This window comes from Vibrio sp. YQ_11 (genome assembly GCF_043103065.1).
Classification (GTDB): domain Bacteria; phylum Pseudomonadota; class Gammaproteobacteria; order Enterobacterales; family Vibrionaceae; genus Vibrio; species Vibrio parahaemolyticus.
This window is the reverse complement of the sequence record NZ_JBICJM010000033.1, coordinates 1-14,410: the sequence shown is the minus strand read 5'-3', so window position 1 is coordinate 14,410 and position 14,410 is coordinate 1. Positions and strand designations below refer to the sequence as shown.

At 46.8% G+C, this 14,410-nt stretch carries 13 protein-coding genes; 9 read left to right on the top strand and 4 right to left on the bottom strand.

The window, feature by feature from the left end; all coding sequences use genetic code 11:
- Positions 1–27: 27 nt before the first annotated feature.
- Together ACF8EG_RS12860 and rarD are read right to left on the bottom strand one after the other, a co-directional pair.
- Complete coding sequence (locus ACF8EG_RS12860; RefSeq protein WP_031778523.1) at positions 28–825, bottom strand: AraC family transcriptional regulator; 798 nt, start codon at positions 823–825, stop codon at positions 28–30.
- Positions 826–899: 74 nt separating this feature from the next.
- The gene (gene rarD, locus ACF8EG_RS12855) at positions 900–1,814 is read right to left on the bottom strand and encodes an EamA family transporter RarD (protein ID WP_005497386.1); all 915 of its coding nucleotides are present in this window, start codon (positions 1,812–1,814) and stop codon (positions 900–902) included.
- Positions 1,815–1,988: 174 nt separating this feature from the next.
- Between rarD and recQ the strand changes: the two genes are divergently transcribed.
- The 3 genes from recQ to ACF8EG_RS12840 all read left to right on the top strand — a co-directional run bounded on the left by recQ (position 1,989) and on the right by ACF8EG_RS12840 (position 5,101).
- The gene (recQ, locus tag ACF8EG_RS12850) at positions 1,989–3,824 is read left to right on the top strand and encodes an ATP-dependent DNA helicase RecQ (RefSeq protein ID WP_024700227.1); all 1,836 of its coding nucleotides are present in this window, start codon (positions 1,989–1,991) and stop codon (positions 3,822–3,824) included.
- Between the two features lie 9 nt (positions 3,825–3,833).
- The gene (locus ACF8EG_RS12845) at positions 3,834–4,139 is read left to right on the top strand and encodes a DUF3630 family protein (protein ID WP_020839845.1); all 306 of its coding nucleotides are present in this window, start codon (positions 3,834–3,836) and stop codon (positions 4,137–4,139) included.
- A gap of 293 nt (positions 4,140–4,432) precedes the next feature.
- Positions 4,433–5,101 carry a 7-cyano-7-deazaguanine/7-aminomethyl-7-deazaguanine transporter gene (locus ACF8EG_RS12840; RefSeq protein ID WP_005497391.1) on the top strand — a complete coding sequence of 223 codons (669 nt, stop codon included), beginning with the start codon at positions 4,433–4,435 and terminating at the stop codon, positions 5,099–5,101.
- A 196-nt stretch (positions 5,102–5,297) separates the two neighbouring features.
- On the opposite strand, the gene gppA is transcribed toward ACF8EG_RS12840, so the two are convergent.
- Together gppA and rhlB are read right to left on the bottom strand one after the other, a co-directional pair.
- Positions 5,298–6,791: a guanosine-5'-triphosphate,3'-diphosphate diphosphatase gene (gene gppA, locus ACF8EG_RS12835; RefSeq protein ID WP_005480964.1), complete on the bottom strand. Its 1,494-nt coding sequence runs from the start codon at positions 6,789–6,791 to the stop codon at positions 5,298–5,300.
- 19 nt (positions 6,792–6,810) lie between these two features.
- Positions 6,811–8,124, bottom strand: a complete 1,314-nt coding sequence (gene rhlB / locus ACF8EG_RS12830) for an ATP-dependent RNA helicase RhlB (protein WP_005458582.1) — start codon at positions 8,122–8,124, stop codon at positions 6,811–6,813.
- A gap of 111 nt (positions 8,125–8,235) precedes the next feature.
- Here rhlB and trxA point away from each other — a divergent pair, with 111 nt between their 5' ends.
- The 6 genes from trxA (at position 8,236) to fre (ending at position 14,057) form a co-directional block, all read left to right on the top strand.
- Entirely contained in the window at positions 8,236–8,562 is a 327-nt protein-coding gene (gene trxA / locus ACF8EG_RS12825; protein ID WP_005458583.1) for a thioredoxin TrxA, read from the top strand.
- A gap of 196 nt (positions 8,563–8,758) precedes the next feature.
- A complete protein-coding gene (rho, locus tag ACF8EG_RS12820; RefSeq protein WP_005378757.1) occupies positions 8,759–10,018 on the top strand; it encodes a transcription termination factor Rho in 1,260 nt (419 codons plus the stop codon).
- 107 nt (positions 10,019–10,125) lie between these two features.
- Positions 10,126–11,118 (top strand): hypothetical protein, encoded by a 993-nt coding sequence (locus ACF8EG_RS12815; protein WP_005480957.1) that lies wholly within the window; start codon positions 10,126–10,128, stop codon positions 11,116–11,118.
- A 91-nt stretch (positions 11,119–11,209) separates the two neighbouring features.
- Positions 11,210–13,063 (top strand): 4-hydroxy-3-polyprenylbenzoate decarboxylase, encoded by a 1,854-nt coding sequence (gene ubiD, locus ACF8EG_RS12810; RefSeq protein ID WP_392419481.1) that lies wholly within the window; start codon positions 11,210–11,212, stop codon positions 13,061–13,063.
- Positions 13,060–13,329 carry a 2Fe-2S iron-sulfur cluster-binding protein gene (locus ACF8EG_RS12805; RefSeq protein ID WP_005459133.1) on the top strand — a complete coding sequence of 90 codons (270 nt, stop codon included), beginning with the start codon at positions 13,060–13,062 and terminating at the stop codon, positions 13,327–13,329. Before ubiD ends, ACF8EG_RS12805 begins: the two co-directional genes overlap by 4 nt.
- A gap of 14 nt (positions 13,330–13,343) precedes the next feature.
- Positions 13,344–14,057 carry an NAD(P)H-flavin reductase gene (gene fre, locus ACF8EG_RS12800; protein ID WP_031851161.1) on the top strand — a complete coding sequence of 238 codons (714 nt, stop codon included), beginning with the start codon at positions 13,344–13,346 and terminating at the stop codon, positions 14,055–14,057.
- The last annotated feature ends 353 nt before the right edge of the window (positions 14,058–14,410 follow it).

Genomic DNA, 14,410 nt, shown 5'->3' with positions numbered 1-14,410 from the left:
AACTGACAGCCTAAGATGAGCGTGCTGTTATCGAGTGACTTGAGACGGAGAGACGCCATAAGTCTGCTTAAAGGCTTTGCTGAAATGTGCCTGATCGTAAAAACCAATTTGATGCGCGACTTCAGTACCGCATTGTCCTGCTTGTAGCAGCTTCATCCCTTGCTCGAGTCGTAAACGGGCAAACCACGCATACGGTGTCATGCCAGTTTGCGCTTTGAAATGGCGTTGAAATTGAGTCGGGCTTAGCTGGCAAAGCTCAGAAAGAGACTCCAGCCGTACCGATTGGTCGAGGTTCGCCATTAAGTAATCTTTTAAGGTGTTGAGAGATTGCTTACCTAATGGAATGACTTTTTGCCTTGCCAGCGATCCGTAGCGATCAAAAAGTTGGTTAAATCCCTCAAACGGAAGACAATCTTTGGTCAATTGACTGAGATTTTCGCGCCTCAATAGTCCGTGCAAGTTACTAAGTTGTGAAAATATCTGTGGATCGGAGATGATCAACTCATTAAAGCGGATAATTTGACCGTTTTGTTTAAGATCTGCCAGATCGCTAAGTAAGTGTGGTTCGATCGAAAAAACATTCACTTGATAGCCACTGGCAAGCTTAGATTGGCCGTCGTGCAGTTCATCGGGCGGCATAATAACGATTTGCCCATGACCGACTTGGTGATGAGAGCCTTGATAATGAAACTTCTGCTCACCATGCGTGATCAAGCCGAGGTGAAAATCCAAATGATAGTGCCTTTGAAAAGCAAACTTGTGGTATTTCGCCTCGATCAGACTCAGTTGGTCATGGTCGGTCGCGTAGTATTGAATCTGTTCCATTACATACAAAAAAAGCTTGGTCACATAATGACCAAGCTTATCCATCAATTGTTAGATTGTCTTGTAAAAAACGATCACTGTGACTGAATGGCTCGGCGTGAACGGCGATTGTTGCGCAGCCCATCGAAGCTAAATACCACAAGAGCTCCCCAAATAAAGGCGAACGTAATCGCTTTATCCATCGTGAAGGTCTCGCCGTAAATTAACACTGCAAGCAAGAACATCAGGCTAGGGCCGATGTACTGGAAAAAGCCGAGCGTTGATAATTTGAGGCGAGTCGCGGCACCAGTGAAGCACAGCAATGGCAAGGTCGTCACCACACCTGCTGCAATCAACAACGTATTGAGCTGCCATGGGTTTTCAATCATGTTTGCCGTTGGTGAACTGGCAATAAACAGAAGATAAACGGCGGCAGCGGGTAATAAGATTAGCGTTTCGACAAACAAACCCGTTTGAGCATCCACCGCGACTTTCTTACGTAGCAAACCGTAAAAACCGAAGCTCATCGCCAACGCCATCGCTACAATTGGCACCGAACCAAAGACGATCAACTGCACCAAAACGCCGCATCCTGCCAATACCACAGCAAACCATTGCAGCTTACGTAGTCGTTCGCCTAAGAACACCATACCGAGCAACACGTTAATCAGCGGGTTGATGTAATAGCCTAAGCTGGCATCCAGCATGTGATTGGAGTTAACCGCCCAAATGAAGATCAGCCAGTTGCCACCAATCAATACCGAACTGGAAAGCAAATACGCGATTTTCTTTTTATCTGTGGCGATGTGATAAACCGAGCGCCAGTGACGGCCAAAATGAAGAAGTGCGGCAAGCAAAAAGAAAGACCAAATCACTCGGTGGCTTAGGATCTCGAGAGGAGACACTTGTGCTATCGATTTAAAGTACATGGGCGCAATGCCCCACATCGTGTACGCGCCAACCGCAAGCAGGACACCTTGCCGCGCGCGCTGTTGTTCTTCTGGTGTCATGAAGTGTCACCTAATTGTGTGTTTATAGAGCAGAAAATCAGTATACGAGCCGTGGTGTGAAACACCTAACAATTTGCGGTTTTATTCGCCATGAAACCCCATTACAATGTGCCCTCACTTTGTGTGCTGGTGGCATGCAAAAGCATTTCTACATCACCCAATCTGAGATTTTTCATGACCTCAACTTTGTTAGCCGAACAATCAGACTTACCGGTAACGCCTCAACGTGTGTTGGAGGAAGTTTTCGGTTATCAAACGTTTCGTGATGGCCAGCAAGAGGTCATCGAATCGGCGGTCGAGGGCAAAGACAGTCTGGTGATCATGCCGACAGGCGGTGGCAAATCTCTTTGCTATCAGATACCTGCACTGGTTCGCAGTGGCATCACCTTAGTGATTTCGCCGCTGATTTCTTTGATGAAAGACCAGGTCGATCAGCTCAAAGCCAACGGCGTTGCGGCAGAGTGTGTGAACTCCACCATGAGCCGTGAAGAGCTGCTGAGTGTGTATAACCGCATGCACAGCGGTCAACTCAAATTGGTTTACGTCTCACCAGAACGCGTGTTAATGCGTGACTTCATCGAGCGCCTCGAAAACTTGCCTTTGGCGATGATTGCGGTGGATGAAGCGCACTGTATCTCGCAGTGGGGACACGATTTCCGTCCCGAATACGCCGCTCTGGGTCAGTTAAAGCAGCATTTTTCGCATGTGCCATTTATGGCGCTCACCGCCACTGCGGATGACGCTACACGTCGCGACATTCTTGAACGCTTACGTTTGCATGAACCTCATGTCCACTTAGGCAGTTTTGACCGTCCGAATATCCGCTACAACCTGGTCGAGAAGCACAAGCCGATTTCTCAGATCATTCGTTATCTCGACACCCAAAAGGGCAATTGCGGCATCATTTACTGTGGTAGCCGTAAGAAAGTCGAAATGGTGACGGAGAAGTTGTGCAACAACCACATCCGTGCGGCGGGCTATCATGCAGGGATGGACGCTGATGAGCGTGCTTACGTTCAAGAGGCGTTTCAGCGTGATGACATTCAAATCGTGGTCGCGACGGTTGCCTTTGGTATGGGTATCAACAAGCCGAACGTCCGTTTTGTGGTGCACTTTGATATTCCGCGCAATATTGAATCCTACTACCAAGAAACGGGACGAGCAGGGCGAGATGGTTTGCCTGCTGAAGCGATGATGTTGTACGACCCTGCAGACATCAGTTGGCTACGTCGCATGCTGGATGAAAAAGACGATGGACCGCAAAAGCAAGTAGAAAGCCATAAACTTAATGCGATGAGTGCCTTTGCGGAAGCGCAAACCTGTCGTCGTCAGGTTCTGCTCAACTACTTTGGTGAATACCGCGAGAAGCCTTGTGGTAACTGCGATATCTGCCTCGATCCACCCAAACATTTTGATGCGACAGAAGAAGCGCGAAAAGCGTTGTCGTGTGTTTACCGCGTTAACCAAAGCTTTGGTATGACGTATGTGGTTGAGGTGCTGCGTGGTATGCAAAATATCCGCGTGCGTGAACATGGCCACGATAAGATCTCTACATACGGCATTGGCCGCGATCACAGCCATGATTACTGGGTGAGTATCTTCCGCCAGTTAATCCACAAAGGGCTGTTGTTTCAAAACATCACCCGAAACTCGACGTTGCAACTGACCGAGGAAGCTCGACCATTATTGCGCGGGGATGTGTCGCTCGAGCTAGCGGTTCCTCGTTTGGATACCGCAGCACGCGCTGCGAAGTCGGACAAACTGACCAGCAAAAACTACGATAAGAAGCTGTTTGCGAAATTACGCAAGCTGCGTAAGTCGATTGCCGATGAAGATGGCTTACCACCATACGTTGTATTTAGTGATGCGACCTTGATTGATATGGCGGAGATTCTGCCGACGTCGTATGGCGAAATGCTGGCGGTGAGCGGGGTAGGTCAACGTAAATTAGAAAAATATGCCGATCCATTCTTGGATCTGATTCAAGAACACATCACTCACCACGGATAAGGAACCAAAATGCAGAAGGAATTTGGCCTAACAGAATACATTGCCGAAGAAGGTCGTTTGCTGATTGCAGCCCCAAGTTTTGATTTAGACACCTTTCCGGCGTTAGGTGAGCGTTTGGTGGGTTTACTCTCTGCGACGGTAATCGAAAAACAGTGGGATGCGGATATCCACTCTTGGCTGATCGACTTTGAAGGTTGCCGCTTATTTATGAAAGCGGAGCATTACAGTGAAGCGATTTGGTTTGAAGCGCTGAACATTGAAGAGAGCAGGGAAGAGCTCGATTATCTTGCTGGATTATTTCAACGCGGCTTCTAAACTCAATTTATCAACTCTTTAAATCATTTCCTTATAGGGTGTTTCACATGAAACACCCTTTTTCGTTTTTCGCCCAATTCTTTGGTGCAAAGGTGAAATTATCGGATAAACGTTTGCGTAAAAAGCACCGCTTGCGAGCGCAATTGGTTAATGTATAATCGCCCACCGCTTCGCTTGGAATGAGTGAAGCCGATTTGAATTTTCATTTTACATTGTTGGTAAGAGTTGTTTTCGTTACTGAAAATGCTCGATTTGGGTTCCCTCGCCCCCAAACCAAACTAAAAAGGTATCGCATGAGTAACTTTACCCCTGCGCAGCAGCGCAACGCCCTTATCTATCTGGTTTTATTCCATCTAGTCATTATTGCATCCAGCAATTATCTGGTTCAGCTACCGTTTACTATCTTCGGTCTGCACACCACTTGGGGCGCATTTACCTTCCCATTTATCTTCCTAGCGACAGACTTAACTGTTCGTATTTTTGGTGCTCAGTTAGCGCGTAAGATCATCTTCTTAGTGATGTTGCCTGCGTTAGCGGTGTCTTACTTCCTGTCGGTTGTGTTCTTTGAAGGTCAGTTCCAAGGTTTTAGTCATCTAGGGGAATTTAACCTGTTTGTCGCACGTATTGCGATTGCGAGTTTCATGGCTTACTTACTTGGTCAGATCATGGATGTGCATGTGTTCAACCGTCTACGCCAAATGAAGCAGTGGTGGGTAGCTCCAACGTGTTCGACACTCTTTGGTAATGCGCTAGATACCATCGCGTTCTTTGCGATTGCATTCTACCAAAGTCCAGATCCATTTATGGCTGAGCATTGGACGGAAATCGCGCTGGTGGATTACGGCTTCAAGTTGGTGATCAGCCTTGGCTTGTTTGTCCCAATGTACGGTGTATTACTGAATTATCTGATTAAGAAGCTAACCGCAGTAAACCCAGACTTCAAAGTGAGTACGGCTGCGTAATCTCGCTGATTGAATGTGAATAACAAAAAGCTGCTGAATCCAGCGGCTTTCTTGTATTTGAAGGACGGGTACGAGTCTCGTTGTACAGCACAAAGAGCAATAAGATCATGGGTGTTCTAAAGCTCCAAGCACTGTGCATTGGAATGCCAAATAACAAAAAGGCTCCATAAGGAGCCTTTTTACTCGATAACAATCATTAGCAAGCGGTAATCGTTAATGGCCAACCAATGTCTGTTTGACGGTTCGATTCTATTTCTAACTCAGCAGCCGTAAGCGGGTTAGCTTCTAGCCATTTCGCATCAATGCTCAACGTCAGTTTATCACCTTCAGCCAATAGCTCGACTTGTGGTTCTAAGCTTGGGTTGCGGCGGTGGGTCAGTAGAACCGCAAGACGCAGCAAACGCAGCACGCGTTTGGCACTTGTTCCAGATATAGCATGTTGCTCTGGCAGTGAGCTTAGCTGCTCGCGGTAACGGCGTGCAATTTCACCAATAAAGAACTTCTGCGCACGTGTATAGCCTGGTAAATCGAGGTTTTGCAGTAAGTAAGCACTATGTTCACCGCCTTTTTTAAAGTCGATGGTTAGGCCAATTTCGTGCAATTTTGCTGTGGTTTCGAGCAGAACTTTACCTTGAGGCTCAGCAATCCACTCATCGCCACCGGCTTGCTCTAAAAGCTTACCAGCCAGCGTTGCCACTTGTTCACCATATTGGCAATCAAGCTGATAACGGCTTTGCACGCTACAAATGGTGCGAGCACGAATGTCATTTTGACGCAGCTCGTCGACCATTTCATAAACCAAGCCTTCACGCAATGCGCCGCCCGCGAGTGTCATCGCATCTATTTCAAGTAACTCGAAAATCGCGATAAGAATAGACAGGCCGCTAGGGAAGACCAAGGCACGCTCAAGCGTTAAACCTTCGATGTCGAGCTCTTCCAAATGATCGGCTAGCATGGCTTGCTTTTGTAAACGCTTAAGTTTGGAGTGAGTAATTACTTCGTCCATACCCTGCGCCAGCATGATTTCTTGTAGCGCCTGAACGGTACCAGATGCACCTACGCACACATCCCAACCAAGATCGGTGTACTGTTCTAAGATTGGCTTGATGGTTTGCTTTGCGCCTTCAATCGCAGCTTCGAAGTTACGGGCATTCAGTTGGCGATCTTTAAAGAAGTTCTCCAACCATGTCACGCAGCCCATTTTTAGGCTGGTGAGGGCTTTCGCTTCAAAACCTTCGCCAATAATCAGCTCAGTGCTCGCGCCACCAATATCAACCACAAGGCGACGACCACTACCACCTGATGTGTGGGCAACACCTTTATAGATAGTGGCGGCTTCTTCTTCACCAGAGATGACTTCGATTGGCTGCCCCAGAATCTGGTTTGCTTTCTCTAGAAATACATCCACATTGGTGGCAGTACGTAAAGTCGCTGTGCCGACAATGCGAATGTTTTGTGTAGGAATATCCTGCAAGCGTTCCGCAAATAGACTTAAGCAGTCCCATCCTCGCTGCATAGCTTCCATACTAAGAGAATTATGTTCATCTAAGCCCGCCGCTAGACGAACTTTGCGCTTAATTTTAGCCATTGTTTGAACGCTGCCATCGATGTGACGCACAACGAGCATGTGAAAACTGTTCGACCCGAGGTCGATGGCTGCGTATAGCGGTGATGATCCTGCTTGACTCATAAACGACTTCAGTTTCCTTTTATGATTGTTTCGGCGCTGATTGACGTGGCTGACGGGGACGACGTCCTTGAGGCTTACGGTTACCAGAGCGAGTACCACCGGTGTTGGTGCGGCGTTGCTGAACGCGCGGCGCACGCATGCGGATTGGCGCAGGCAGATCTTGAATCAGAGCTGATGCATCGTATTCCGACACAGGAATGGTGTGTTCGATGTATTCTTCAATCGCAGGCAAGTTGATTGCGTATTCTTCACACGCAAAGCTGATTGAGTGACCGCTCGCGCCCGCACGACCCGTACGACCAATGCGGTGTACGTAATCCTCACAGTCGTCAGGAAGGTCATAGTTGAATACGTGTGTTACTTGAGGAATGTGTAGACCACGGGCTGCAACGTCAGTCGCAACAAGAATGTCGACATCGCCTTTAGTGAATTGCTCAAGAATCTTTTCACGTTTCTTCTGTGGAACATCACCTGTTAATAGGCCAACGCGGTGACCATCTGCCGCCAAGTGGCCCCAAACTGACTCACATTTATGTTTGGTGTTCGCAAACACGATTGCGCGATCTGGCCACTCTTCTTCAATCAGAGTTTGAAGTAGAGCCATCTTGTCTTCATTAGATGGGTAGAACAGCTCTTCTTGGATACGGTGACCGGTTTTTTGTGCTGGCTCAACCACAACATGCTCAGGATTGTGCATATGCTCGAAAGCCAACTCTTGCACGCGGTAAGACAAAGTCGCAGAGAACAACATGTTCAAACGCTCTTTTGGCTCAGGCATACGACGGAACAAGAAACGAATGTCTTTAATAAAGCCAAGATCGAACATGCGGTCGGCTTCATCTAACACAACTGCTTGAATGTTGTTTAGGTTGAAAACGCGCTGTTTGTAGAAATCGATGATACGGCCAGTCGTGCCGATTAGAATGTCTACGCCATCTTGTAGCTTCGCAAGTTGCTTATCGTAGCTTTCGCCACCGTAAGCTAATGCTGCTTTTAGACCTGTGCTTGCAATCAGCGGCTCAGCATCGTTGAAGATCTGAATCGCTAGCTCACGCGTTGGCGCCATAATAATTGCGCGCGGTTGCGTTGGTTGACGGCCTTCGTGCTCAGGTGTCGTAAGTAGGTGGTTGAAGGTTGCAGTTAAAAACGCAAGCGTTTTACCAGTGCCCGTTTGGGCCTGGCCTGCGATGTCTTGGCCGGTGAGCAGTACCGGCAACGCCAAGGCTTGGATAGGGGTACAATATTCGAACCCTTTTTTTTCCAATCCTTCAGTAACTTGGGGCTGTAAACCCAAATCGGCGAACTTTTGCTCTGTGATATGCGTCTTTTTCATGGCTATAGAATATCAGCTAAAGCTTGCAATACGAAAGTAAATACATTCCAATAGGGCATCTAATTACTGGTTATCATCCAACCAGTTTCGAAAAACACATTGGAGTGGAAGATGAGTGATAAGATTTTGCAGCTAACTGATGACGGTTTTGAAAACGATGTAATCAATGCTGCAGGCCCAGTTCTCGTAGATTTTTGGGCAGAATGGTGTGGTCCTTGTAAAATGATCGCTCCTATCCTGGACGAAATCGCTGAAGAGTACGAAGGCAAACTCACTATCGGTAAACTAAACATCGACCATAACGCAGGCACGCCGCCTAAGTTTGGTATTCGCGGTATTCCAACGCTACTGTTATTCAAAGACGGCAACGTAGCGGCAACGAAAGTTGGTGCTTTGTCTAAGACTCAGCTTAAAGAGTTCTTGGACGCAAACTTATAATCACCAAGTGATTACAGATAAAACCGTGCAATGTAACAATGCGCGGTTTTGTTTTTCTAACTCTGGACTAGAATATTAATTAGTGCTAACTTATCGCGCGTTAATTGAACAAATTTCTCTTCTTGGTCGATCCTGAGACCAAATCCATCTTAACTAGAAAACAGATCTTATTTTGACTAAACAAGAATCCACCACCATGAACCTTACCGAACTGAAGAACAGACCTGTGTCTGACCTTGTAAAACTGGGCGAAAGCTTAGGACTAGAGAACCTAGCTCGCTTAAGAAAACAAGACATCATCTTCGCGATTTTAAAAGCGCACGCTAAAGGCGGCGAAGACATCTTTGGCGATGGGGTTCTGGAAATTCTGCAAGACGGCTTTGGTTTCCTACGCAGTGCAGACAGTTCGTACCTTGCTGGTCCGGACGACATCTACGTATCACCAAGTCAGATTCGTCGTTTTAACCTACGTACTGGTGACTCAATTGCTGGTAAAATTCGCCCACCAAAAGACGGTGAACGCTACTTTGCCCTTCTAAAAGTCAATACAGTTAACGACGACAAACCAGACAACGCTCGTAACAAGATCCTATTTGAAAACCTTACCCCTCTGCATGCGAATGAACGCATGGTAATGGAGCGTGGTAACGGTTCTACAGAAGACATCACAGCACGTGTTTTAGACTTGGCATCGCCTATCGGTAAAGGTCAACGTGGTCTGATTGTTGCTCCGCCAAAAGCGGGTAAGACAATGCTTCTGCAAAATATCGCTCAAAGCATCGCATACAACCATCCAGAGTGTGAGTTGATGGTACTTCTTATCGACGAACGTCCAGAAGAAGTAACAGAGATGCAGCGTCTAGTTAAAGGTGAAGTAGTCGCGTCGACTTTCGATGAGCCAGCATCTCGTCACGTACAAGTGGCAGAAATGGTAATCGAGAAAGCAAAACGTCTTGTTGAACACAAGAAAGACGTTGTTATCCTGCTTGACTCTATCACTCGTCTAGCTCGTGCTTACAACACCGTAGTGCCTTCATCAGGTAAAGTACTAACAGGTGGTGTGGATGCAAACGCATTGCACCGTCCTAAGCGTTTCTTCGGTGCGGCACGTAACGTAGAAGAAGGCGGCAGCCTAACTATCATCGCAACGGCACTAGTCGATACTGGTTCTAAGATGGATGAAGTTATCTACGAAGAGTTCAAGGGTACAGGTAACATGGAACTGCACTTGAACCGTAAGATTGCTGAGAAGCGTGTATTCCCTGCGATTGACTTCAACCGCTCAGGTACACGTCGTGAAGAGCTACTGACGAAGACTGACGAACTACAGAAGATGTGGATTCTGCGTAAGATCGTTCACCCAATGGGCGAAATCGACGCAATGGAATTCCTAATCGATAAGCTAGCAATGACGAAGACGAATGATGAGTTCTTCGATGCGATGCGTCGTCAGTAATAACTGAGTTCTTATTTTGAAAAAGCCACCACAAAAATGGTGGCTTTTTTATTGCTTTCTATCAATAGAAGCAGCAGAATGAGAACAAATGTTATCGGGAGGTTAACATGCAACAAGGAATGTTGTCGTCATTACTCCTGAGCTTGTCACTGCTCACTCTACCCGTGGCCGTTTCTGCGAAGGAAATGCAGGAGTCTGTGGTAGAACAGTGGCTTCAGGATACTCAAATTCAAACCAAAGTTTCTGAACTCCTTGAGTACGTGGTCAGAGATGAGGTTGATTCGCTTAAATTTTCCCTCGATCGGCTCGCTTTTCCTCAGCAAGAAGTGGTGCGTTTTCGCCTGTTGGAAAAATTAGAACAGCAAAACATCATACTTACCCCGCGCATGGCACTGTTCGTGGAATCGCAAGTTCGTTTGACACCCACGTATCAAATGTTGGAGCGAGGCGATGGCTATGAATTCAGTGTACCCGCATTCAATTACCCAGCGATTGCGAGTCGTTTAATTAAGCGTTGGAAACAAGACCAAAGCACGTTAGATTTTGTGCTGCAAGCTGAACGAAAAGAGCTAAACTTGCAGCAGTGGTTAACGGGGACGTCTCAACAAATTCAGACAAGAGAATCCTTGCTCATTCGTGAGCTAGATAGCTTATCGCCAAGTGCGTTAAAAGCCTTAACGACGCAGTTAACTCAAGCGAATGTCACCAGTTGGCTACCGTCCACAGCAGTGGTCGTTCGTATGGCGCAAGTCAGCCAAGACAAAGCCATGTACGATTTACTATGGCGAATGCGCGCCGATTACAATAGCCAACAGGAACTCAAGCGCTTAGCTGATACAGGAGATGCTTTCTCTTTGCAGCAGTTGATGAATGCCACGATCAACCCAAGCCTCAAACCTCACGCGATTCGCTTACTCACTAAATCCAATCCATTATCGCCGGAAGTGAAACAGTTTCTTATTGCGAAAATGGCATTATCTGAAGAAGCGACACTGGTCGCTCGTCAACTGGCTCAACAAGGCCACCAAACATGGCTTGAAGAATTAATTTCAAGTAATCGCCAAGTAAAGGCTCGTCAGATCGAGCAAGTATTAAAGTAACCCTGCTCACATACCCACACAAAATAGGAGGATCTTAGCGTCCTCCTATTTGTTATACTGCGGACAGTTTAATCAGCCAGCATGAAGGCCTATGAGTTTTAAGGATTTACGCGAATTTATCGACCATCTAGAACAGAAAGGTCGACTTAAACGCATTACTCACCTTGTCGATCCCGCTTACGAAATGACAGAGATCAGCGACCGCACCTTACGTGCTGGTGGCCCTGCGCTGTTGTTTGAAAATCCAATCGGCTACAACGTTCCTGTTCTGACCAACCTGTTTGGTACGCCAGAGCGTGTCGCGATAGGTATGGGACGCGAAGACGTAAAAGAGTTACGCGAAGTCGGCAAACTGCTGGCTTATTTAAAAGAACCTGAGCCACCAAAAGGCTTCAAAGACGCATTGGAAAAACTGCCAGTATTCAAACAAGTGTTGAATATGCCAGCCAAGCGACTGCGTAAAGCACCATGCCAAGACATTGTGTGGCAAGGTGACGAAGTCGATTTGGATAAAATTCCGGTGATGAGTTGTTGGGCGGAAGACGTAGCACCATTATTAACGTGGGGTTTGACGGTCACCAAAGGGCCGAATAAAAAACGCCAGAACCTCGGTATCTACCGCCAACAAAAAATCGCCAAAAACAAAATCATCATGCGTTGGCTAGCTCACCGTGGTGGCGCGTTAGATTTGCGTGATTGGATGGAAACCAACCCGGGTAAGCCGTTCCCAGTTTCCGTGGCGTTTGGTGCCGACCCTGCCACTATCCTTGGTGCGGTGACGCCAGTGCCGGATACGTTATCAGAATATGCCTTTGCTGGTTTGCTGCGTGGCAGTAAAACCGAAGTGGTCAAATCCATCAGTAACGATTTGGAAGTCCCAGCAAGTGCTGAAATCGTCATGGAAGGGTACATCGACCCGAACGAGTTTGCCGATGAAGGCCCTTACGGCGATCACACTGGCTACTATAACGAAAAAGAAAAGCATCACGTCTTTACCATTACGCACATCACCATGCGTAAAGACCCAATTTATCACAGTACCTATACTGGTCGTCCGCCAGATGAGCCAGCGGTATTAGGCGTGGCACTGAATGAAGTATTCGTGCCAATTCTGCAAAAGCAATTCCCTGAGATTGAAGACTTCTACCTACCGCCAGAAGGTTGTTCGTATCGCATGGCCGTTGTAACCATGAAGAAGCAATACCCAGGTCATGCGAAGCGCGTGATGATGGGAGTGTGGTCCTTCTTGCGTCAGTTCATGTACACCAAGTTTGTGATTGTGTGTGATGAGTCGGTAAATGCGCGCGACTGGAATGACGTCGTCAAAGCGATGACCGAACATATGGATCCAGTGCGCGATACCTTGATGATAGACAACACGCCAATCGATTCTCTCGACTTTGCGTCGCCAGTGGTGGGGTTAGGTTCCAAAATGGGACTAGATGCGACTATCAAATGGGATGCGGAACTTGCAACACGTCCCCAAATCAGTAAGCAAGACAGTAAAGTAATAACAGAAGCCGATTTGGAATCACTGAAACAACAGCGTCCAGAGATTATTGATATCTATCTACCGCCAACAACCAATAATCGTTTTGCCGTCGTTACGATGAAGAAAGACCAAGCGGGTCAATCTCAAGCATTAATGGAAGACCTGTGGGACTTCTTCGCGCAGTACACTGACAACAAGTTCGTTATCTTGTGTGATGAGGACGTCAATGCGCGAGATTGGAATGACATCATTTGGGCGGTGACCACTCGTATGGATCCGGATAGAGATACCACTCAAGTATCAGGTAAGGCAGAAAGTTCATCCAAACTCGGACTGGATGCGACTAACAAGTTCGAATCTGAAGTCACGCGTGAGTGGGGTACGCCAATTAAAAAAGATCCTAAACTTGTGGCTAAAGTCGATGAGATTTGGGACCAGTTAGGTATTCTATGAGTCATCAAGTCCACCTTCTGCCTATAGACGTAACATTTGAGGTTAAAGAAGGGGAAACGGTGTTGGAAGCCGCGCTCAACAACAATATTCGCTTCCCACATCGTTGCCAAGTTGGCGCTTGTGCCATGTGCATGTGTAAAAAGCTATCGGGCGAGGTGACATATCACCTCGAACCCATGCTAACCAATAAAGAGCAGCAGCAAGGTTGGATATTCCCTTGCCAAGCCTATACAGAAAGTAATTTAGTGCTTACTTTTGATGAGTAAGCGAGAGGAACACCATGACCATCCAATGTAAAGTAAAGTCTATTCAGCCGTTAGCTTGTAATACTTACCAAATTCTACTGCACCCTGAGTCTCCAGTTGCGTTTAAAGCTGGCCAATACCTGATGGTTGTGATGGGAGAAAAGGACAAACGCCCATTCTCGATTGCAAGCAGCCCTTGCCGACATGAAGGCGAATTAGAGCTTCATATCGGAGCTGCTGAACACAACGCTTACGCCATCGAAGTTGTCGAAGCGATGAAAGCTGCGTTAGATACAGGTAATGATATTGAAATCGATGCGCCGCACGGTGATGCGTGGGTACAAGAAGACAGTGAACGCCCGCTGTTATTGATCGCTGGTGGTACAGGTTTTAGTTACGTACGTTCGATTCTGGATCATTGCGTAGCACAGAATAAAACCAACCCTATCTATTTATACTGGGGTGCTCGTGATAATTGCCAGTTGTATGCGAAAGACGAACTGATCAAACTTGCACAGAAATACGCAAATGTTCACTTTGTTCCGGTTGTTGAGGAAGCCTCTGCAGATTGGCAAGGGAAAGTCGGTAATGTACTACAAGCCGTGAGTGATGATTTCGAAAGCCTAGAAAACTACGATATCTATATTGCAGGTCGTTTTGAAATGGCGGGCGCAGCACGTGAGCAATTCACTCAGAATAAAAAAGCGAAGAGTGAACGTATGTTTGCAGACGCGTACGCATTCATTTAAATTCCGCGTTTCAGGCAGAAAAAGAGGGTTTTTTACCCTCTTTTTTGCTTTTTTGATGAAATAGTCATCGAATAGCTAGTTTTATCCATTTTTTTTCAAAAAAGGGTTGCGCTCGGAACTCAACTCCCTATAATGCGCATCCACCGACACGGCAGACGCGATAAGGCCTCAGCAAGGTCGGAGAGGTAAAAAGCTTCTGAGAAAATAAATTGAAAAAAGTGTTTGACTCTTTCAATTATCTCGCTAGAATGCACCTCCGCTTTGAGAGAAAATCTTCTCGAAAAGCAAGCTCTTTAACAATATAGACCTATCAATCTGTGTGGGCACTCGTTGATGATAATCCAATTCGATAC

Bases quoted from the DNA above. Each gene is read 5' to 3' on its own strand.
- ACF8EG_RS12860 (WP_031778523.1), bottom strand. From the start codon at position 825: ATGGAACAGATTCAATACTACGCGACCGACCATGACCAACTGAGTCTG.
- rarD (WP_005497386.1), bottom strand. From the start codon at position 1,814: ATGACACCAGAAGAACAACAGCGCGCGCGGCAAGGTGTCCTGCTTGCG.
- recQ (WP_024700227.1), top strand. From the start codon at position 1,989: ATGACCTCAACTTTGTTAGCCGAACAATCAGACTTACCGGTAACGCCT.
- ACF8EG_RS12845 (WP_020839845.1), top strand. From the start codon at position 3,834: ATGCAGAAGGAATTTGGCCTAACAGAATACATTGCCGAAGAAGGTCGT.
- ACF8EG_RS12840 (WP_005497391.1), top strand. From the start codon at position 4,433: ATGAGTAACTTTACCCCTGCGCAGCAGCGCAACGCCCTTATCTATCTG.
- gppA (WP_005480964.1), bottom strand. From the start codon at position 6,791: ATGAGTCAAGCAGGATCATCACCGCTATACGCAGCCATCGACCTCGGG.
- rhlB (WP_005458582.1), bottom strand. From the start codon at position 8,124: ATGAAAAAGACGCATATCACAGAGCAAAAGTTCGCCGATTTGGGTTTA.
- trxA (WP_005458583.1), top strand. From the start codon at position 8,236: ATGAGTGATAAGATTTTGCAGCTAACTGATGACGGTTTTGAAAACGAT.
- rho (WP_005378757.1), top strand. From the start codon at position 8,759: ATGAACCTTACCGAACTGAAGAACAGACCTGTGTCTGACCTTGTAAAA.
- ACF8EG_RS12815 (WP_005480957.1), top strand. From the start codon at position 10,126: ATGCAACAAGGAATGTTGTCGTCATTACTCCTGAGCTTGTCACTGCTC.
- ubiD (WP_392419481.1), top strand. From the start codon at position 11,210: ATGAGTTTTAAGGATTTACGCGAATTTATCGACCATCTAGAACAGAAA.
- ACF8EG_RS12805 (WP_005459133.1), top strand. From the start codon at position 13,060: ATGAGTCATCAAGTCCACCTTCTGCCTATAGACGTAACATTTGAGGTT.
- fre (WP_031851161.1), top strand. From the start codon at position 13,344: ATGACCATCCAATGTAAAGTAAAGTCTATTCAGCCGTTAGCTTGTAAT.